Source organism: Streptomyces sp. NPDC111507, assembly GCF_055638955.1.
The window spans coordinates 1-19,642 of the sequence record NZ_JBVKBU010000014.1; the positions used below are offsets into that span (position 1 = coordinate 1).

General features: G+C 68.3%; 18 protein-coding genes and 2 pseudogenes. 10 read left to right on the forward strand and 10 right to left on the reverse strand.

What is annotated here, in order from left to right; all coding sequences use genetic code 11:
* The coding region (locus tag ACZ7M2_RS38395) for an alpha amylase C-terminal domain-containing protein (RefSeq protein ID WP_471599401.1) at window positions 1-166 on the forward strand (166 nt) is incomplete at its 5' end.
* 45 nt (window positions 167-211) lie between these two features.
* Here ACZ7M2_RS38395 and ACZ7M2_RS38400 read toward each other — a convergent pair.
* From ACZ7M2_RS38400 to ACZ7M2_RS38415, 4 genes and pseudogenes are all read right to left on the reverse strand, one after another.
* Window positions 212-1,576, reverse strand: a complete 1,365-nt coding sequence (locus ACZ7M2_RS38400) for a M1 family metallopeptidase (protein WP_471599212.1) — start codon at window positions 1,574-1,576, stop codon at window positions 212-214.
* A 239-nt stretch (window positions 1,577-1,815) separates the two neighbouring features.
* Window positions 1,816-2,061, reverse strand: a pseudogene (locus tag ACZ7M2_RS38405) (ABC transporter permease); the annotation flags it as partial.
* Between the two features lie 287 nt (window positions 2,062-2,348).
* Window positions 2,349-2,780, reverse strand: coding sequence for a hypothetical protein (locus ACZ7M2_RS38410; RefSeq protein ID WP_471599213.1), 432 nt, complete (start codon window positions 2,778-2,780; stop codon window positions 2,349-2,351).
* A gap of 924 nt (window positions 2,781-3,704) precedes the next feature.
* Window positions 3,705-4,130, reverse strand: coding sequence for a hypothetical protein (locus ACZ7M2_RS38415; protein ID WP_471599214.1), 426 nt, complete (start codon window positions 4,128-4,130; stop codon window positions 3,705-3,707).
* 59 nt (window positions 4,131-4,189) lie between these two features.
* Between ACZ7M2_RS38415 and ACZ7M2_RS38420 the strand changes: the two genes are divergently transcribed.
* The 5 genes from ACZ7M2_RS38420 (at window position 4,190) to ACZ7M2_RS38440 (ending at window position 7,500) form a co-directional block, all read left to right on the forward strand.
* Complete coding sequence (locus ACZ7M2_RS38420) at window positions 4,190-4,957, forward strand: transposase (RefSeq protein WP_471599215.1); 768 nt, start codon at window positions 4,190-4,192, stop codon at window positions 4,955-4,957.
* Window positions 4,958-5,483: 526 nt separating this feature from the next.
* Window positions 5,484-6,020: a hypothetical protein gene (locus ACZ7M2_RS38425; RefSeq protein WP_471599216.1), complete on the forward strand. Its 537-nt coding sequence runs from the start codon at window positions 5,484-5,486 to the stop codon at window positions 6,018-6,020.
* A gap of 168 nt (window positions 6,021-6,188) precedes the next feature.
* Window positions 6,189-6,623, forward strand: a complete 435-nt coding sequence (locus ACZ7M2_RS38430) for a replication initiator (protein WP_471599217.1) — start codon at window positions 6,189-6,191, stop codon at window positions 6,621-6,623.
* Window positions 6,613-6,759, forward strand: coding sequence for a hypothetical protein (locus ACZ7M2_RS38435; RefSeq protein WP_471599218.1), 147 nt, complete (start codon window positions 6,613-6,615; stop codon window positions 6,757-6,759). Before ACZ7M2_RS38430 ends, ACZ7M2_RS38435 begins: the two co-directional genes overlap by 11 nt.
* 273 nt (window positions 6,760-7,032) lie before the next feature.
* Window positions 7,033-7,500 (forward strand): PH domain-containing protein, encoded by a 468-nt coding sequence (locus ACZ7M2_RS38440; protein ID WP_471599219.1) that lies wholly within the window; start codon window positions 7,033-7,035, stop codon window positions 7,498-7,500.
* Window positions 7,501-7,583: 83 nt separating this feature from the next.
* On the opposite strand, the gene ACZ7M2_RS38445 is transcribed toward ACZ7M2_RS38440, so the two are convergent.
* From ACZ7M2_RS38445 to ACZ7M2_RS38455, 3 genes and pseudogenes are all read right to left on the reverse strand, one after another.
* Window positions 7,584-9,083, reverse strand: coding sequence for a recombinase family protein (locus ACZ7M2_RS38445; RefSeq protein ID WP_471599220.1), 1,500 nt, complete (start codon window positions 9,081-9,083; stop codon window positions 7,584-7,586).
* Between the two features lie 12 nt (window positions 9,084-9,095).
* Window positions 9,096-9,740: pseudogene (locus tag ACZ7M2_RS38450) on the reverse strand (ABC transporter permease); the annotation flags it as partial.
* Window positions 9,741-9,758: 18 nt separating this feature from the next.
* Window positions 9,759-10,997: an RNA-guided endonuclease InsQ/TnpB family protein gene (locus ACZ7M2_RS38455; protein WP_471599221.1), complete on the reverse strand. Its 1,239-nt coding sequence runs from the start codon at window positions 10,995-10,997 to the stop codon at window positions 9,759-9,761.
* Between the two features lie 613 nt (window positions 10,998-11,610).
* Here ACZ7M2_RS38455 and ACZ7M2_RS38460 point away from each other — a divergent pair.
* Window positions 11,611-12,516, forward strand: a complete 906-nt coding sequence (locus tag ACZ7M2_RS38460; protein ID WP_471599222.1) for a Gfo/Idh/MocA family protein — start codon at window positions 11,611-11,613, stop codon at window positions 12,514-12,516.
* Window positions 12,517-12,532: 16 nt separating this feature from the next.
* Here the strand turns inward: ACZ7M2_RS38460 and ACZ7M2_RS38465 are convergent, their stop codons facing one another.
* Together ACZ7M2_RS38465 and ACZ7M2_RS38470 are read right to left on the reverse strand one after the other, a co-directional pair.
* A complete protein-coding gene (locus ACZ7M2_RS38465) occupies window positions 12,533-13,900 on the reverse strand; it encodes an MFS transporter (RefSeq protein ID WP_471599223.1) in 1,368 nt (455 codons plus the stop codon).
* A gap of 61 nt (window positions 13,901-13,961) precedes the next feature.
* The gene (locus ACZ7M2_RS38470; RefSeq protein WP_352052297.1) at window positions 13,962-14,573 is read right to left on the reverse strand and encodes a LysE/ArgO family amino acid transporter; all 612 of its coding nucleotides are present in this window, start codon (window positions 14,571-14,573) and stop codon (window positions 13,962-13,964) included.
* A gap of 66 nt (window positions 14,574-14,639) precedes the next feature.
* Here ACZ7M2_RS38470 and ACZ7M2_RS38475 point away from each other — a divergent pair, with 66 nt between their 5' ends.
* Together ACZ7M2_RS38475 and ACZ7M2_RS38480 are read left to right on the forward strand one after the other, a co-directional pair.
* Window positions 14,640-15,548, forward strand: a complete 909-nt coding sequence (locus ACZ7M2_RS38475) for a LysR family transcriptional regulator ArgP (protein WP_471599224.1) — start codon at window positions 14,640-14,642, stop codon at window positions 15,546-15,548.
* Window positions 15,549-15,805: 257 nt separating this feature from the next.
* On the forward strand, window positions 15,806-18,349 hold the full coding sequence (locus tag ACZ7M2_RS38480; RefSeq protein WP_471599225.1) for a SpoIIE family protein phosphatase: 2,544 nt from the start codon (window positions 15,806-15,808) through the stop codon (window positions 18,347-18,349).
* Window positions 18,350-18,394: 45 nt separating this feature from the next.
* Here the strand turns inward: ACZ7M2_RS38480 and ACZ7M2_RS38485 are convergent, their stop codons facing one another.
* Window positions 18,395-19,063 (reverse strand): NUDIX domain-containing protein, encoded by a 669-nt coding sequence (locus ACZ7M2_RS38485; RefSeq protein ID WP_471599226.1) that lies wholly within the window; start codon window positions 19,061-19,063, stop codon window positions 18,395-18,397.
* A 107-nt stretch (window positions 19,064-19,170) separates the two neighbouring features.
* On the opposite strand from ACZ7M2_RS38485, the gene ACZ7M2_RS38490 reads away from it, so the two are divergent.
* The gene (locus ACZ7M2_RS38490; protein ID WP_060900627.1) at window positions 19,171-19,524 is read left to right on the forward strand and encodes a hypothetical protein; all 354 of its coding nucleotides are present in this window, start codon (window positions 19,171-19,173) and stop codon (window positions 19,522-19,524) included.
* Window positions 19,525-19,642: the final 118 nt, after the last annotated feature.

Genomic DNA, 19,642 nt, shown 5'->3' on the forward strand with positions numbered 1-19,642 from the left:
CCGCCTCGGCATCCCCGAATCCATCCCCGCCTGGCACGAAGTCCTCAACACCGACGCCGCCCGCTACGGCGGCAGCAACATCCACAACCCCCACCTCCGGGCCCACGACGGCGGCCTGCGTCTGACGCTCCCTCCCCTGGCCACCCTCTGGCTGCGCCCCGCCTGACCGTTCTCGCCCCCGCGCCAGGGGCGGCGGGGGCGAAGGAGCCGGTCAGGGAGAGGTCGGCTTGCCCGCCGTGCCGATCCATATGTGGAACAGCCCGCCGAGGTCCTTCCCGGACAACCGCTCGGAGAGGCGAATGAACTGGGCGGTGGTGCCATGTCCGCCACGGTGCTCCGTGGCCCAGGTCCGCAGGATGCGGAAGAACACCCCGTCCCCCACAGCCGTACGCAGCTTCTGCAGAGCCATCGCACCCCGCGCGTACACGGGCGTGTCGAAGATGTGCGCCCCACTCCCGGGATCCGCCGGCGGAAACGCCCACAGACCGCTGCCGGCAGGACTGGCGTACAGGGAGTCGAACGTCTGCTGAGCCGTCTTCCCACCGTGCTGCTCGGCGTACAGCCACTCGGCATACGTCGCGAAGCCCTCGTTGAGCCAGATGTCCTTCCACGCGGTGAGGCTGACGGAGTCCCCGAACCACTGGTGCGCGCTTTCGTGGACGAGGGTGCTCAGGTCGGGCGCGGAGTCGTACACGGGACGCGTCTGGGTCTCCAGCGCGTATCCGACCTGCGGAGCCCGGTCGACGATGGCCCCGGCGGCCCGGAAGGGGTAGGGCCCGAAGACACCGCTCTCCCACGCCAGCACGGACGGCAGCTTCTTCAGCACGGGCGCCGCTGCGGTCGCCTCACGGGGGTCGACGGCGTTGTAGACCTTGAGTCCGTCGCGAGTGGTGTACTGCTCGACCTTGAACTTCCCGACCGTCGCCGTGGCGAGGTAGGCCGCCATCGGCTCGGACTGCCGCCAGCGGAACGTCGTACGGCCGTGGCTGGTCGACTGTCCGCGGAGGATTCCGTTGGCCACGGCGGTGTGTCCCTTGGGGACGGTGATGGTGAAGTCGTAGGAGGCCTTGTCCTTGGGGTGGCTGTTGGCGGGGAACCACGTCATGGCGCCCTGCGGTTCGCCGGCCACGAACGCGCCGTCGTCGGTGGGGATCCACCCGTCCGAGGAACCGTCCGGGTCGGTGGCCGGCTTGGGCGTGCCCGAGTAGGTGACGGTGACTCGGAAATCCTGGTTCCGCCGGAGGGCGTGGCGGGGGGTGACCACCAGTTCCTGGCCGTCACGCCGGTAGGACGCCTTGGCGTGGTCGACGGTGACGCCGGTGACCTTCAGCCCTTTGAGGTCGAGGTCGAAGCGGGTCAGTCGCTGGGTGGCCCGGGCGGTGATGACCGCCTTGCCGTCGAGATGGCGGCTCTGGGGGTCGTAGCCGAGGGTCAGGTCGTAGTGCCGGACGTCGTAGCCGCCGTTGCCCGAGAGCGGGAAGTACGCGTCCCCCGCGCCGGACGAGCCCACCGTACCGGCCGCCGCCGGGCCCGCCGCGACGAGCAGGGCCGCGACGGCGAGGGGAACCGCGGCCACAACTGCCTCCCTTCGAAGGACAGTTGTGCGTCTGGTGGTCAGATGCGGACGTGGCGTCACGTTGGCTCCTCCGGTGCGACGGCAATCAGGTGATCAGGGGATCAAGTGATCAATGACGCACAGCCTATGAGCCCCGCGGGCCGGTGACCCTCATCATCTGGTCAAGTCGCGGCGGGGGGCGGTGCACACGCACCGTCGTACAGGAGGGACCCGGCAGAAAGTACGAGGCCACGCCCGGATCAGCGGGCCAGGCGGCCCAGCAGGGACGAGGCGGACAGGATGCCGAGGGCGGCGGCCAGGGCGAGCACCCCGTAGTCGAGGGCCAGGTGGGCATGTGCGCCGAGCAACAGGCCGCGCAGCGCGTCCACTTGATAGCTCAACGGGTTGACCTTGCTGATGGCCTGGAGCCAGCCGGGCATGACCGCGACCGGGTAGAGAGCGTTGGAGCCGAAGAACAGCGGCATCGTGATGGCCTGGGTCAATCCCGGTTCACAAGGTATATGAAGCCGAGCAGGGCTCCCACAAGGGTGTGAGAGCGCCTGGAGGGCTGAGAACGCGGCAGAGAGCCACACGTGCCCCTTGCGTGCCCGATGAGGGGGACCGCACGGGGAACAGCGGGGAGTTACGGCAGCCTGTTTGGAAACGCGCAGGTCAGCGTCTCACCAGGTCACCGCACATCCGCATACGCGATCTTCCAAGCTGGGGCTCCAGAACTCGGGCGGCGCGCTTGACTGGGCCGGTGAGACTCCGCCGACCTCATGAAAAGCTGCCGCTACAGGTTTCGATCAGAGAGGACGGATGCGGCCACACCTGAGGATGCAAGACGCAACTCCGCTTGTTTTATCAGTCGCCTGTAGTGAGGCCAAACAGGGATTCCTGGAAACATCCTGTCTCGATGTTCAATAAAGGGTGCGGCGGCGTACTTCAACCGACCTAGAGCCGGAGCCCAGAGATCCAAGAAATCTTGCTCACTCACGTACTTCTTCCCGCAGTAATATGCGGCAACGTCTAGAGCTGCCAGGGCTCGATTGGCGAGTTCATAGTCTTCCTGATTGAGATCCTCAACTACACCCTGCCGACGATAGAGATCGAACAACACCTTTCTCCCTCTCTGCAATTCTGGAGAAATAAGTGTCTCGTGTAGCCTCAAGAACACGTCCCTCTTGTCTGTCCGCGTCGTGTAGCGAACGGCGACACCGCTCACGAGTAGAGCGATAGCCGAGACGATCAGTCCCATAATCTGCAATTCCGACTCCTGGACGACAGAGTGATCGCACCCTTGGACTGCGCACAGGGCCCAGTAGCAGGCAGTCTGGCAGAGGCGTGCCACAGCCGTGCCACATCGTGCGGTCAACCACGGTCAACGACGGCTCGCCGCAGTCCAGATGCACCGATGACCTGGGCAGCCGCCGCAGCGGGACTGACCTGGGCGTCCCTGCCACCGATCACATCCGCCCTTACAAAGCAGCACTCACCTGGCGACCCGACGGAGACTGCCGGCGGCGGGAGCCGACGGACAGGGGCCTGGACTGCCATGGCATGGACATTGCCATAGGGCGCCCAAAAGGCCGCTGCCCCGAGGTGCTTGCCGCCCAGATTGTGGGCGCGCACCGAGAAGCGGGAGCGCCGACTCCGTTCCACCTGGCTTTAACTTGTCCAGCCATACGGGGCACTTTTCGGCCAAAATTTAATGCCTTACGGAAGGTTGATTTAAGCGTTTTGTATAGATCGTCCTGCCGAAGCGTGCTGCTGTGACATATGCCGAGCTACTACTTCTGGACGCTTCTGGCATATGCCATCAGCATATGCCCAGCTCAGCTCGCTTCACGTTAGCTTGGGTTTTTCAAATTGCTTTGTCTCTCAGGGCTCACCAAATGAGCCGAGACAAAATCTGAATCCGGCGTGCGGAGTCCGCGTCCGGCCGTGACTCGCTGCTACTTTCGGTCGCCGTACGCGCCCCGCCCCCAGTCCGGACAAGACTCAGGGGGCGGGGCGCGGTCGACCTGAGCCCAAGTGGGCAGCCGACAGTAAGGAGCCTTTGCGGCAATGCCTGACACCCCTACCGAGCCTGAGCCTAATGACCAACGCCTAAAAGGCTGTCCCGAAATTGCTGTGCGATACGGCGCTGCTACGGTCGGCTCTCCGCGCCGTGAGCTGGTAGTAGCCCTACCAGTGCGTCTACGGCCTCGACAGCATTCGGAGTTGCGAGTATGAGTACGGGGTCGGGCTTCCGGAGAAGGAGGCCGCTCCAGACCCGGAAGGCGGGACGGTTCTCCGGCCCGCCGGTGTCGAAGGAGATGGACCCCGCCAGCTCGTTCCCGTCGTCTTGTGCGCCAGGCATCCAGAACGCGGGTCCGTCCACGAACCGAAGATAGTTGTGGCTGGTGAACGGATACCACTGGCTCAACACGCTCGCCCTGGCGGCCAGCACCAACTCCTCTGCAACAGGGGGAACCCACGAGTCGGTTCCGCGCACCGTGGCGTCGGCGGACCGCGCGGACTCCTCCATCCAGTCCCATGCAACTGCCAGTGACCACGGGGCGTTTGTCTCCATGCGTCAAGTCTGGCTCGATGCGCGGACAGGCACGGTGGTTACGATGAGATGATCTTGGAATGGCTAGTGTGATCACGGCGGCGGAACCGTCCTGGATAGCCCCGTTCACCGGGCTGAGCCCGCGCTCCTTCGGCAAGTTGATGACCGTCGTGCGCCGCGAAATCCCGGGCGAGGCACGCCGCGGGCGGCCGTGGAGCCTGTCCTTGGAGGATCGGGTGCTTCTCGTCGCAGCTTACTGGCGTACGAATTTGACGCTGCGACAGATCGCTCCGCTCTTCGGTGTCTCCAAGTCCGCTGCCGACCGGATCATCAATCACCTCGGTCCCAAGCTCGCGCTCCGGCCGCGCAAGCGGTTCGCGAAAGACACCGTGCTCATCGCGGACGGCACCCTTGTGCCCACCCGCGACCACGCAGTGGCCGAGCAGTCGAAGAACTACCGTTACTCGACCAACCATCAGGTCGTCATCGACGCCGACACCCGGCTCGTCGTCGTGGTTGGCCGGCCGCTGCCCGGCAACCGCAACGACTGCAGGGCGTGGGCGGAATCCGGCGCGAAGGGCGCCGTTGGCAAGACCGTGACCATCGCCGATGGCGGCTATCCAGGCACCGGGCTCGTGATGCCCCACCGGCGCCGCAAAGGCGAGGAGCTGCCCGACTGGAAACAGGCACACAACAAATCCCACAAGCAGGTCCGCGCCCGCGTCGAGCACGTCTTCGCCCGCATGAAGACCTGGAAGATCCTCCGCGACTGCCGTCTCAAAGGCGACGGCGTCCACCACGCCATGCTCGGCATCGCCAGGATGCACAACCTCGCCCTCGCCGGATAGAGACCAAGCCGTACGGCACTCCACTCATGCCCAAGGCTACTCGAGATCACTTACGGGACAGCCCTTATAGGCGTCAACTCCCGCACCATCGAAGCGATCTTGGTAGGGGTAGGCACCCTGCTCACCGGGATCGGAGCTGTCATCGCTGCTCTGCGGTGACTGGCTCTTCAAGTGCCAACCTCCCGGAGCGGATGCTCGCGGTACGGCACTGACGTGCGGACCATCGCCGCAGGTGCGAGGCACTCCGACCTAAGGTGAAGCGCTCACCCAAGTTGCTTCGGGACGAAGAGGGCATCACGGAGTTCCTGACTTCCTCCGGCGCTAGCAAGAGCCGGGATCGCAGGTCCCGTTGATTGGTCCGCCGCCGCAACTTCTGAGGAACATCCTCAGGAGTTGCGGTGGCGTCCGGGTAGTGCCGACGGATCTCCTGGATGGCCGAGGCGTCAGCAGTGCAGAAGAGGGCAGCGGCGGGCCCACGCAGGCCATATGCTCAGCCGACTTCCACATCTGCTCCGGGGAGTGAGCCATGCATCGCTTCACCATAGTCGTGCTGGTGGCAGGCATCTGCACTACGGGCTGCTCACCCGCGCCCGCATCCCAGACATCGTCTGCCGAGACCACTGCGGCGTCGGCCAGCAGCGCCGCGCCCGCGTCCCCCACCATCCCAGCGTGCGAGGCATCTGCCCAGGCCGACGAAGCGTTGTCCAAGTCTGGTGAGCTCTTGGTGACCGCCGTGTCCGTGAGCGACGAAGCCCTGACCGCAGCGGCAAAGATCGTGAAGCAGGCTCAAGGCCTGGACAGCGTCTCCAAAGCCGTATGCGAGCTTGAGACCGGCAGCAGCGGCAAACCGAACAGAGAGACCGCGTGCCAGGCGGCCAAGGAGTTGGACCGCAACGGTGGCTTGAGAGCGCAGACGGAAGCGGAGAGCGCAGCAGATGCAGCGGACTTGGCTCTAGCCGATGACATAGCCACATTCAAAGAGCAGTTGGACGCCGTCGCCACCCCAGCGAGCGCCGGCACCATCGCTCTGCTCGCCGAGTACTGCGACGATCTCGTCTCGTAGAGGGAGCTACGGTGCCCCGGCCAAGGCCGTCTCAGTTTCCGTCTCATTCCGCGCCGTTCACGGCCGCTCAGGCGGGACTCGGAACTACAGCGCCCAACACGGTCTGCAGCCACACATGAACGCAGGTGAACGGCCCCCTACAGGCCAGCGCTGAAAAGTAGTGGGCCGGTGCGGCTGGTCCGCACCCCCTACACCCCGGCCGTCGGCGAACTCGCCCTTCGCTGGGGCGCCCAGATCGACGCTCGCCCTCTGCGCGCCGACGGCGACGGACCGGATGATGACGCCGTCGCCGCGTACGTCGCAAAGTACGTCACGAAGGGAGCCAGCGAGACAGGCGCCGGCATCGACCACAGGGTCACCGCCTGGGACGACATCGACACAGCCCCGGTGAGCGCCCACGTCCGCACCCTCATGCGTACCTGCTGGCACCTCGGCGACCTTCCCGAGTACGCACCCCTACGTCTCCGGGACTGGACTCACACGCTCGGATACCGGGGCCACATCCTCACCAAATCCCGTGCCTACTCGACGACATACGCGGCACTGCGCGCATCGCGCCCACCACGCCGGTCACGTCGACCTTCCCGACACGGTGACACATAGGCACTGGCGTTACATGGGCTCCGGCCACACCCCCGGCGCCGCGCTCCTGGCCGCCGGCGTCGCCGAAGACATCGCCGCGAACCGCGAGATCGCCCGAGAAGTGATCACCTCCGGCCGGAGGGAGATGATCACCTGACGGTACGGCGTGATCGTGACGCGGATCGTGCTCGGCATCTGGAGCGAGTGTGCGCCAAGTTCCCAACCAAGATCAGCCCTGAGGGGGCGCGGCGTCTCGCTCGGCTTCTGCAACCCACGTCCGAAGTTCCAGGGACTGGTACCAGCCGTAGATCGTGATCTCTGTTTCGGCCCATACGCGGTGGCACGACATAGCAGCCTCGGGGGCATGGACATCAAATTGCGGCCTGACGGGATCTACACAGGGCGACAGGTGGATGGAAAGATCACGAGGATGGCAAGCAATGCTGAGCTGTCCTTCCGCATCATGGGTACGTCCGCACGCTGGGCGACCGCGCTGGCCGCGGTGGCCGCGATCGGGGCAGGGGTCGCGGCCGGTCTCGGTGTTCCGGGGCACAACCAGTGGGTGGGCTGGTCCTCGGTCCTCGCTGTGGGGGCCCTGACGACTTTCGGATTCCTCGGGCGCCGCCTGGAGGCGGGCCAGGACGGGCTGCGGTACCGCACGGTGCTGCGGTGGCACCGACTGGAATGGGACGAGATCGACCGCTTCGAGGACGTGCGGGTACAACCCGGCGACCGCCGCCTCAGCACCCACAACCTCCGTGTCGTGGCCAAGCTGCGCAGCGGCGAAGCCGTCTGGCTTCCGGTGCCGTACGCCGGTTCCGTGGACGCGTTCAGCTTCGAGGACCAGCTGCGCGCCCTGCGCGCGGCACACCATCACTACAGGTCCGGCACCCCATGACTACCTGGATTCCGCGTGCAGTTCCAGCTCGACGACGAGACCCCGATGGTCCGAGCCCGGCAGCGGCCCCTTCGCTTCATCCGCTACAGCTCGTTCGCTTCGATGTCCACGCGGCCAAAGTCGAAGCTGCGGCCCCGTGTCGATGAGGCATTGATGATCACTGCGCCGAACAGGAAGCGGAGAACGGCGTTCATGCGCTCGTACTGCTTCCCCTCCTCCAGCTCCTCCCAGCTGCTCCGCGCGTTGGAGCCCACCAAACCCTCAAGCACCTCAACCGCCGGTCGGACGACCAACTTACGGCGGACCTGAGCAATCCGGTCCTCAACCGTCTTACGCATGGCGCGATACTCGCGCGTTTTCAGTTCTCCGGCTTCCCACATGTCTTTCAGCTCGGCAAGCTCCTCTTGGTCAGCCTCAATGGCTGCCTGGTCGGCTGCCGTCAGGCTCGGCGGCTCGGTGCTGCCGGTCACGTCCAGGCGCTCCAACAGATTGATTGCCGCGTCTGTCACGAACGCTTCCAACGTCGGCGCGGAGACACTGCGCCCACAGAACTTGCTGTCCGCGCGCTGGCTGCGTCCGCACAGGTACTTGTCCAGGGACCCGGCCATGCGCACGCCGCACCGCTTGCACATCACGATGCCGCGCAGCAGGTAGAAGCGGTTGTCCCCCTTCTGGCTGCTCGGGACGGCCGGAGCCCGGTACGTCCGCCGGTCGCGTACCTCCTGCCAGAGACCTTCGTTGATGATCGCGGGCCACTGACCCCGGCCGACTTCTTCACCTCGGAAGACACGGATGCCTGCGACATGGTGACTGTCAAGAAGCGCTCGGACGCTATCAGCGTTCCACTCGCGTCCGAGGGCCGTCCGCTCGTTGCGTTCGTTGAGGTCGCGGGCCAGGGCGGTCGGGGTCTCGCCCTCAAGGTAGCGGGTGAAGACTTCTCGGACGATGACGGCCTCCGCCGCGATGATCAACGTTCCCGCTTTGTCGTAGCCGTAGCGACGCTTACCGCCGTGCGGCTGGCCATCCCGGGCTCGGTCAACCGTGGCGTCGCGCAACCGCCGTGAGGTGTCGTCACTGGAGCGGCAAGCGTGCGCTACCTCGATGCGGAGAAAGAACCGGTCGTCAGGGTCGGCGAGGTCACGCCGGTTGGCCTGGCCGTGCAACGTGATGTCGTGCTGGTCGGCAATGTGCAAGAGCTGTTCGAGGTCGTGAGGCTGCCGCATGAGCCGGTCCGGGTGGTAGGTAAGGATGTGCCGTACCTGTCCGTCGCTGACGGCTTCGAGCAGCGCGTCCCACCCCGGGCGCTTGCGGTTGCGCTTCCACGCGGACCGGTTGTTGTCCACGAACACCAGAGGGTTCGGCACCGTAAGGTTCAGGCGCTCGGCGGTGTCTCGGCAGATCCGTTCCTGACGGTCAACACCCGTTTGGTCGTCGTCATCCGCATGCGAGATGCGGCAGTAGATCGCGGCCTTCTCTCCGCTCCAGTCAGCAGCGCTGCGGCGGGCCTGTCGGGGGAGGGATAACCGGGAGATGCTGCGGTCCGCCAGTGCCTGACGGTCTGTCTGCTGCTCGTCTGCGTCCATGGAAAAAGCTTATGGGCAGGCAATCGCCTGGCCGATGCCCATCAGCCGGTCCCGGGTGAGCACGATGCCCGCGATGGTCATCGAGAGACAGGAGAAGAAGGCGGAGCCCAGGACGACGGCCACCGCCACGCCCAGCAGACGCAGCGGGTTCCAGGTCATCGCGACCCCGAGCAGCGCCGCGATGACGACGACCACCACTGCCTGGATCAGCGCCTTGACCCCGGCGGCGAAGGCCTTGCCGGTGATGAGCGCCGAGCGCGGGGTCGGGGTGACGAGCAGTTTGGTGAGGATCCCGGCGTCCCGCTCCCAGATGATCATGATGCCGTAGAAGATGGCGATGAACATCGCGGACTGGGCGATGATGCCGGGCGCCAGATAGTCGAGATAGGGGATGCCGCCGGTGGGTATCGCCCTGATCCGGGTGAAGGTCTCGCCGAAGATCAGCAGCCAGAGCGCCGGCTGGACCGCCCTGGTGTACAGCTCGGTGCGGTCGTGGCGCAGCTTCTGCAGTTCGACCGCGCACATCGCGCCGACCCGGGCGGGCAGCACCCGCCAGCCGGTACGGGCCCGATGTGGGACGACGACGAGCAGGTCGAGGCCGACCGGGTGGATGCGCTCAGCCGACACGGGACGCTGTACGACGGGTGCTTCGGACATCGGTCAAACTACCCGTCGCTAAAGCGACGGGCTTGCACAACGGGCATCACTGGCGGTGATGCTGCGTTTGCGTCCAGCCTCACTCCGCGGTGTTCGAGGTGGGGCAGGGGCCGTTGACGGGGCCCCGCATCGCCACAACTCCCAGGCGCGTGCCCGGATGTTGCGGGAGCTGTTCCGGTCCGCGTGATCAACGAATCCGCAGTTCCGGCATGCGAACCAGGCCTGTGAGACCCGGTTCGCCTTGTCGATGTGCCCGCATTCGGCGCAGGTGCGTGAGGTGTACGCCGGATCGACGTGCACCACCGGTACCCCGGCCTTGCGGGCCTTGTACGCGATGAACTGCCCGAGCTGACGGAAGGACCAGCTGGAGTGGGTGGCCCGTTGGGGCTTACGAAGCCGTACCCGCTCACGGATGCCCGTCAGGATTTCCAGGGCGATCCCGCGACCGGTGCGTTCAGCCTCAGCCACCACACGCTTCGCGATCTTGTGGTTGATGTCCCGCGCCCGCCGGGCCTCCTTGCGCCGCCGTTTCCTCAGGCGGCGTTTGGCGGATGGGGTCTTCTTCTTCTGCAGTTTGGTGCGCAGGCCGCGCTCGCGCAGGCGGGTGCGGTTCAGTTCGCGTCCGGCCATGACCTCGCCGTCACTGGTGGTGGCGATGTTCACGATCCCCAGGTCGATGCCGAGGAAGTCCACCGGACCGGTATTGAGCGGCGCTTCAGGAACCTCACACGTCGCGTTCAAAAACCACATGCCGTCCCGCTCCAGCAGGTCCGACTCGCCCTTGCGGTACAGGGCCAGCGTGGCCAGCTGCTCCACCGAGGCGGTGAAAGCCACGTTCTTGACCCGGCCGCTGACCGTCCAGATGGACACCGTGCGCTCGACGGTCTGCCAGGACAGCATGCGGTCGTCGTAGGGCTGCGCGCCCCGCGGGCGGAAATCGATCGGCTTCTCAGTAGCCTTGCGGTAACGGCGTGAGCCGGGCCTGCCGAGGTTCCCGGCCTTCAAGTTCGCCTTCAGCGTGGTGTAGGCGTCGCACACTTTCTTGATCGAGTACTGTGCGGCCTGCGCACCCAGATTCCAGCGGGATTTGACCGCATCGTAGGTGTGCTTGCGCAAGGCGAAGTTCTTGAACTCCCCACGCTCGAAAGCGATCTCACTCACCCAGGTGGCGGCCTCGTTACAGGCGCGCAGGGTCGCCTCAAGTGCCGCCGCCTGTTTCGGCGTCGGCTCCAGCCTGACCTGCACGACCAGCTTCACGATCACCGATCGTAGCCACCCGTACGAGACACCACCACACGTTCGGGGCCGTTCACCACAATGAGCGAACCGACCGGCCATTCATTCGCACCACCCGACTCCACCAGGGAAGACACCCGGCCGCCTCCACGGCCGGGCAAACACAATCATGCTGCGGCGCTCCGCGCCGCAGCCACCGGGATGCGATTCCTCCCGGGCGTAAACGACTCCGTTGGGAAAAGGACAGGCCGGACACCGCAGCCTCCCAGCCCACCAGAAGTGGATCACTCGACCTGCATGTTTGCGAGTCGCCTCGATCCATGCGGTAGGCGGTTCGCCCTTTTCCCAACGGAGTCGTAAACGCCCGGGGTTCCTCGCGAGAATTCGCTGAAGTCTCCAGACTGTTCGTCGAGGCCGCTTCCGGCGATGTGGTCGTCACGAGGACGGTCATTCCGGTACCTCCGGAAAACTCTCCGACTCCACGTTCCGGGAATAGCTCTGTATCAGAGGTAATGAGGGAAAGGGACGGTCAAGAGCCGACCGTAGCCGATCACCGCACCCCCTGGCAGAGAGACCAGCCCCCGTGATGGAGTTTCCCCCAGCCCACCCCGGGCGTCAGGAGAAGGAGACCTCCGTGACCGCGATCGAGACCGATGCCGCGCTGCCGTGGCCCCATCCCCCGGTGAAGGTCGGACTGGTCGGTGCCGGGCCCTGGGCGCGCGCCGTGCACGCGCGCGTGCTCGCCGCCGGGCCCGAGACACGGCTGACCGCGGTGTGGGCGCGCCGCGCCGAGGCGGCCCGGGAGACGGCCGAGCCCCACGGGGCCGCGGCGGTCACACGTTTCGAGGAGCTGCTCGACGGCTGCGAGGCGGTCGCGTTCGCCGTTCCGCCCGCGGTGCAGGCGGAACTCGCTCCGCTGGCCGCGAAGGCGGGCAAGGCACTGCTTCTGGAGAAACCGCTCGGTGTGGATCTGGCGTCGGCGCGGCGCCTCGCCGACGCCGTCGACGAGGCCGGGGTCGTCTCCCAGCTCGTTCTGACCAACCGCTACCACCCGGCCACCCGGGAGTTCCTGAACAGAGCGCGGGAGCTGGAGATCACCGGGGCCCGTTCGTGTCTCCTGCACGGGGCGTTCCTGGGCGGCGAGTTCGCCACCACCTGGCGGCTCGAGCACGGCGCCCTGCTCGACCTGGGTCCCCATCTTCTGGATCTCCTGGACGCCGCCGTCGGACCGATCGTCCGGGTCCGCGGCACCGGTGACCCCCGCCGCTGGATCGAGCTGACCTGCGAGCACGCCAATGGTGTCGTCAGTCAGGCCTCACTGTCCGGAGCGGTCCACGTCGAGCACGGCAACACGCGTATCGAACTCTTCGGTCCGCAGGCTCCGCTGGTGTACGACGCGGCCGAACTCGACCTCGAGGAAACCTGGCCGGTGCTGCGCCGGGAGTTCGCCACGGCCGTACGCACCGGGGTGTCCGGCGAGCTCGACGTCCACCGGGGACTTCACCTCCAGACCCTGATGGCGCAGGCCTCGGAGAGCTGACGCCCGGCACGGAAGGTCACGAGTAGCGTCGCAGCGCCGGCGCCGCGACGGCCAGGATCGCCATGGCGACGACCACCAGCAGTCCGCCGCCCGCGACGGCGGCGCGGGCGCCCAGGACGGAGCCGGCCGTTCCGTGCAGGACGTCGGCCAGCCGCGGGCCGCCCGCGACCACCACGGTGAACACGCCCTGCATCCGGCCGCGCATCTCGTCCGTGGCGGCCGAGAGCAGGATCGCGCCGCGGAAGACCATGGAGACCATGTCGGCGACCCCGGCGGCGGCAAGGAACGCGACGGCCACCCAGAGGCTGGTGCTCAGGCCGAAGCCGGTGATCGCTGCTCCCCAGGCCATCACCGCGGCGATCACCATGAGCCCGTGCCGACGGGCCCGGGAGAACGTGCCCGACATCAGTCCGCCGATCACCGCGCCGATCGGGATCGCCGCGAACAGCAGGCCGAGCGCGAGCCCTTCCCCGTAGGGCGCGTAGGTTTCGGCGGCGAGCTGCGGGAACAGGGCCCGGGGCATACCGAGGACCATGGCGATGATGTCGGCGAGGAAGGACAGCAGCAGCACCTTGTGCAGCGCGATGTAGCGGAAGCCGGCGGCGACCTCGCGCCAGCCCGCCCGTTTGGCCGCGGAGCCGGTCAGGGGCGGCAGCGCGGGCAGCCGCATCACGGCCCACACGGTGACGCACAGCGCCAGGGCGTCGATCAGATAGAGCTCACCCAGGCCGATGACGGGGATCAGGGCACCCGCGAGCAGTGGTCCCGCCACCAGGCCCGTCTGCATGACGGTCGATCCGAGTGCGTTCGCCGCGGGCAGTTCGTCCTCGGGGACGAGCCGGGCGATGGAGGCGTTGCGGGCCGGGGAGTTCAGTCCGAAGAAGGCTTGCTGGAGAGCGAGCAGCGCCATGAGGACGAGCACCGAATCGAGTCCGACGACGGCTTGTATCCAGAACAGCACCGAGGTGACGGCTATGCCGGTGTTGGTGATGAGGAGCAGCTTGCGCCGGTCCATGCTGTCGGCGACCGCGCCGCCCCACAGGGCGAAGACCACGAGCGGGAGCAGTCCGGCCAGGCTCGCGTAGCCGACCCAGGCCGAGGAGCCGGTGATGTCGTAGATCTGCTTGGGCACGGCTACGGCGGTGAGCTGGCTGCCCACCGCCGTGACGATGGTGGAGGACCAGAGCCTGCGGTAGGCCGGGCGGCGCAGCGGGCGGGTGTCCATCGCCCAGCGACGCCAGCCGGTGCGGTCCGCCCCCGCCGCCTCGTCGTGTCCGGCGGATCCGGCCGCCGAACCGCTCCCGGCCCCGCCGTCCGTCCCACCGTCGGTCCCGCTGCGCGTCCCGCCGTCCGCCCCGTCCGTACTGCTCCTGCTCGTGTCCACGACCGTCCTGGCTGCTCGATACATCTTTCAGTTGTCAGGGTTCACTATCGCGTACGCCGTCTCAGGCGTCGGCGATCAGCAGGGCGCCCATGGTGATCATCGTCGCGGCGACCACACCGTCCAGGACCCGCCAGGACGACGGCCGGGCGAGGAAGCGGCCGAGCAGCCGGGCGCCGAAGCCCAGCGCGGCGAACCAGCACAGGCTGGCCAGGGCGGCCCCGAGCCCGAAGGTCCAGCGCAGCGGCCCGCGGTCGGCCGCGAGGGAGCCGAGCAGGAACACGGTGTCGAGATAGACGTGCGGGTTGAGCCAGGTCATCGCCAGACAGGCGAGGACGGTCTGCCGCCGGGAGCCCGCCGCACCGGCCGCAGCCTCCAGCGCCGAGGGCCGCAGCACCCGCCGCGCGGCCAGGATTCCGTAGCAGAGGAGGAATCCGCCGCCGATCAGTCCGACCACCGTGAGCGCCTCGGGCCGGGCCACGACCACCGCGCCGACCCCGCCGACGCCCAGCGCGATGAGCAGCGCGTCGGACACCGCGCAGATGCCCACCACCGCCAGGACCGCCTCGCGGCGGATCCCCTGGCGCAGCACGAAGGCGTTCTGGGCGCCGATGGCGACGATGAGGGTGAGGCCGGTGCCGAACCCGGCGGCCGCGGCGGTCAGGGCGTTGTTCATGCCAGAAACGCTAGGAACACGGCCGTCAAGAGTACAACTAAAGATTCTTACGTATCATTAGCAACCGTGATGACGGATCTCCCGCTCGACCAGGTACGCACCTTGCTCGCGGTGGTCGACGAGGGCACTTTCGACGCGGCGGCCGCCGCCCTGCATGTGACGCCCTCGGCGGTCAGCCAACGCGTCAAGGCACTCGAACAGCGCACCGGCCGGGTCCTGCTGATGCGGACGAAGCCGGTGCGTCCGACCGAGTCCGGCGAGGTCGTCGTGCGGTTCGCGCGCCGGCTGGCCCGGCTGGAGCGCGACGCCCGTACCGAGCTCGGCATGAGCGAGGCCGGGGAGCCGACGCGGCTGTCGATCGCGGTGAACGCCGACTCGCTGGCGACCTGGTTCCTGCCCGCGCTCACCCGCGTACCGGGCGAGCTGCGGCTCGGTTTCGAACTGCGCCGTGAGGACGAGGACCACACGGCCGCCCTGCTGCGCGAGGGGGTGGTGATGGCGGCGGTGACCTCGTGGCCGGACCCGGTGGCGGGCTGTTCCGTGCGCGCCCTGGGCCGCATGCGCTACCTCGCGGTGGCCGGGCCGGATTTCGCCGGGCGGTGGCTCGGCGCGGGGACGGACGCGGCGCCGGACGAGCTGATCGCCGACGCTCCGGTAGTGGCCTTCGACCGGAACGACGATCTCCAGGACGAGTTCGTCCGGGGCCTTGGGGCCGGTCCCGGAGCGAGCGCACTGCGGCACTTCATGCCCACCTCTGAGGGGTTCGTGGACGCCGTCGTCGCCGGACTGGGCTGGGGCATGGTGCCCGAGGTGCAGGCCGACCCGCTGTTGCGGGCCGGGCGGCTGGTCCGCCTCGCGCCGGACCGGACCGTCGACGTACCGCTCTTCTGGCAGCAGTGGAAACTCGACTTCCCGGCCCTCGCGGCGGTGGCCGAGGCCGTGGCGGCCGTCGCCGCGGAGACCTTGAGACGTTGAGCACCGAAATGTCCGGGATTCACGGACGCCGAGGCCCAAAAGCGCTGTGAACCAACATCTACGCGGGGCTCCTGGACAGGGCGCGGGCGCGGTATCTTCGCGCTGGGCGAAGCTGAGTACGGCCGCACACGGCCGGATGCGGCCGAGTGCAACTCCAAGCGACCATCACGGCTGAGGCGTCGAGGTGCGGGTGGGTACCCGTAGGGCGCATTCTTGCTGTGGAATCCCCCTGACGGCGGGCGGACGAGGGCAGACCGATGACTGGGAGCGCCGAGCGTGAGGACCAGGCGCTGAAGAGCCTGGCCGCCCTGCTCAGCGGGTCCGTTGCGGACGCGATCCGGGCGGCCCGTGGCTTCGCGGGGGGTGTGTACCTGCGCTCCAGCTCCCCCGAACTGCTGCGGCTGGCCGTGCTGGCCGGGTTGCCGGGACAGTTGTTCCGTTTCTGGTGGCGCATGCCCCTGGACCGGCCGTTCCCGGCCGCCGACTCCCATCGGACGGGCACGGAGGTGCTGCTCACCGACGCCACCGAGACGATGCGCCGCTATCCGCAGCTCGCGGCGGGGCTGCCGTTCCAGTTCGGTTCGCTGTACGTCCCCGTCGTGAACGCCTCCTCGTCCTTCGGGGTCCTGACGGTGCTGCGTCCCTCGGCCTCGGACGCCACCGACGTACTGCCGGACCGTGACCGGATGACGGCGGTGGCGGAGAACCTGGGGACGGCTCTGTCGGTCCTGGAGAAGGACGGCGCCGAGGTCTTCTGGGACGAGGAGCCGATGTGCGTACGGCCGCCCGCCGAGCGTCTGCCGCGTCGCTATGTCGGGCGGTTCACCTGGGACCCGGTCACGGACGAGGTCACCGGGGACGACGCCCTGTGGGCCCTGCTCGGCACCGGCGCCGGTGCCTTTCCCGGGACGCCACAGGCACTCACCCACACACTGGCCCTCGACGATCCGCATGTGCTGCTGGCCGCGCTGCACGAGACCGCGGCGGGGCGTCCCCCGGCCCACCCGCTGCCCGTGCACACGGTCAACGGCGGGCTGCGGCTGCTGGAGTTGTGGACCTCGGGCAACGCGCTCGTGGCGCCGTACGCGGTCGGCGGAGCGGTGGTCGATCCGGGCCCGGGCTCGGCAGCGGACGGTGCCGCGGACCTGCTCCCCGAGGGCGTGTTCGCACTGGACCGGCTCGGGCTGATCACCTACGTCAATCCGCGCGCCGCCGAGCTCCTCGGCCGGCCTCGGCCGGAACTGCTGGGGCGACCGCTGTGGCAGGCCGTGCCCTGGCTGAACCAGCCGTCCTACGAGGATCATCTGCGCGGCGCGCTGCTGTCACCGGAGCCGGTGCACTTCCAGGTCGCCCGCCCGAGCGTGGGCCGCCGGACGGCCGCGGCGGCCCACGGCGACACCTGGCTGACGATGTCCGTGTATCCCGGCCCCGGCAGTCTGACCTGCAAGCTGATCCCGATGGGGCGGGTCGCGGACACCACGGAGGCCCCCGAGGCCGCACCGCTCCACGGCCGGCCCGTGGCGAACGGGTCCGGCATCGCCGAGCCCGCGACCGGCATCACCACGACGGCGCTGTACCGGCCCGTCGTCCTGGCCATGGCCCTGACCGAGGCCGTGACGGCCCGGCAGGTGTCCGAGACCGTGATGCGGGAGCTGCTGCCCGCGTTCGGCGGACGGCGCCTGGCCATCTACCTGTTGCAGGACCGGCGCCTGTACCTGGCCTGGGAGACCGGCTTCCCGCAGGGGTTCCTCGCGCCGTTCGACGGGGTGGGTCTGGACGCCAAGCTGCCCGGAGTGGAGACGCTCACCACCGGCCGCCCACTGTTCTTCGAGTCGATGCCCCAACTGGCCGCCGCCTACCCCGGCATCCCACTGGACGCGAAGGAGGGCGCCCGGGCCTTCCTGCCGCTGATCGCCTCGGGGCGGCCGGTCGGCTCCTGCATCCTCGGCTTCGACCGTCCGCGCGACTTCAGCACGGAGGAACGTTCCGTGCTGACGGCGCTCACCGGACTCATCGCGCAGGCCCTGGAGAGAGCGCGGCGCTACGACTCCGAGGCCGCCCTCGCCCGTGGCCTCCAGGAGGCGCTGCTCCCGCACCGGCTCTCGTCGCACCCGCAGGTGGAGACGGCCGGGCGCTATCTGTCCGGCACCAAGGGGATGGACGTGGGCGGCGACTGGTACGACGTCGTGGAGGCCGGTGACGCGCTGGCCCTGGTCATCGGCGACGTCCAGGGCCATGGCGTCCAGGCGGCGGCCACCATGGGCCAACTACGCAGCGCGGTGCGGGCGTTCGCGCTCAGCGACCACCCTCCGGACGAGGTGATGAGCCATACCAACCGGCTGCTCATCGACCTCGACCCGGGCCAGTTCGCCAGTTGCTGCTACGTGCGGCTGGACCCGGTGACCGGAGTCGCCCGGGCTGCCCGCGCCGGTCACCCGCAGCCCCTGCTGCGCCACCCCGACGGCCGCACCGAGCTCCTCGACCTGCCTGGTGGCGTGGTGCTCGGCGTGGCTCCGCGGGCCCGCTACCCGGTGACGGACCTGATGCTGGAGCCCGACGCCGTGCTGGCCCTCTATACGGACGGTCTGGTCGAGCGCCCCGGGGCCGACATCGACGACGGGATCGAGAAGATCCGCGCGACGCTGTCCCGCGCGGGCACCCCGCACGCCCGGCCCGGCGCCTCCTCCCTGTCCGGCACCGCGGACCTGCTGACCGAGGAGGCCCGGCAGGCCACCGAGCGCCCCGACGACATCGCACTCCTGCTCACCACCCGCCGCTCCACGCGCGAGGTCCGCCACTGACGCGCCGAGCTCGGCGACGGTTGTCGTGGAACCTGAAAGCGCAGTTCAAGGCAAGGCCTTGAACGGTCCTTCCAGAGCCGCCCATTGCAACAGCATGATCGTCTTGGCGTCGGCGATCTCCCCGGAGCGGATCATGGCCAGTGCGGTGCGGAAGGGCAGTTCGACGATCTCGATGTCCTCGCCCTCCTCGTCGAGGCCGCCGCCTTCGTGGGTGCGGGTGGACGGGCCGTAGGTGGCGGCGTAGAAGCTGACCCGCTCGGTGACCGAGCCCGGGCTCATGTAGACGTCGAAGACGTGCTGCACGTCGCCGACGGTGTGCCCGGTCTCCTCGATGACCTCGCGCCGTACGGCGACTTCGGGATGCTCGTCGTCCTCGTCGAGCAGGCCGCCCGGGGTCTCGACCAGCATGCCGTCGGGGTGGCCGTTGGTGTACACGGGGTAGCGGAACTGCCTGGTCAGCAGCACGGTTTCGCGCTCGGCGTCGTACAGCAGGAGGGTGGCTCCGTTGCCGCGGTCGTGCGTCTCGCGTTCCTGGGTGCTCCAGGTGCCGTCGGCGTGCTGGAAGTCGAAGGTGGTGGTGCGCTCCACGTACCAGTGGCTGGACAGGAGCGTTACTTCGCGGACCTTGACCCGGGGGTTGCCGGTCAGATCGTGGCCGACGCGGTCAAGTCCCGTGCGGCCCCGGCGGTCCGGGGTGTCGATGCCTGCGGTCATCGTGTGCGGACCGGGCGGGGGCGGGAGAAGTGGTTCATGACCACTGTCTACCATCCCGGCCCGAACATCGAGGCCACAGCGGGGCTTCGCCCGTCTAGGCTCACGGCATGGAACAGACGGAGATCATCCTGCGCGCCATCGGCGTGCTCACCGAGACCAACGCGATGGTGCGCAGGATCGCCCAGGACGAGAACGCCGAGGTCGACTCGGCCGAGACCCAATTGGGCGCGCTCGTCACGGAGGTGTTCCCCAGGGTGGAGGTGCCGGGGGACGCCGGTCCCGCGGAGGCCGGGCAGGCGGTCGCGGACGCCTACCTCCCCGCCACCATCTCGCTCGTGGGCGCCTTCGCGTTCCTCTTCTCCGAACTCGCCGACCTCCACGACTCCGGACGTACCGACGTCAAGACGGCCGACCTGCTCCAGGACCTCGCCCTGCGCATGTCGAGGGCCGACAACACCTAGGACCTGTCAGGACTTTCCCGATCCGGGAGTGAGACCGGCGCGAGGACTTCGGGGCCCGGACGTTCCTCGGTGCGCAACGCCGGCGCGCCGGTCGTCCTCCTCGCGCCGCCCGCCTGGG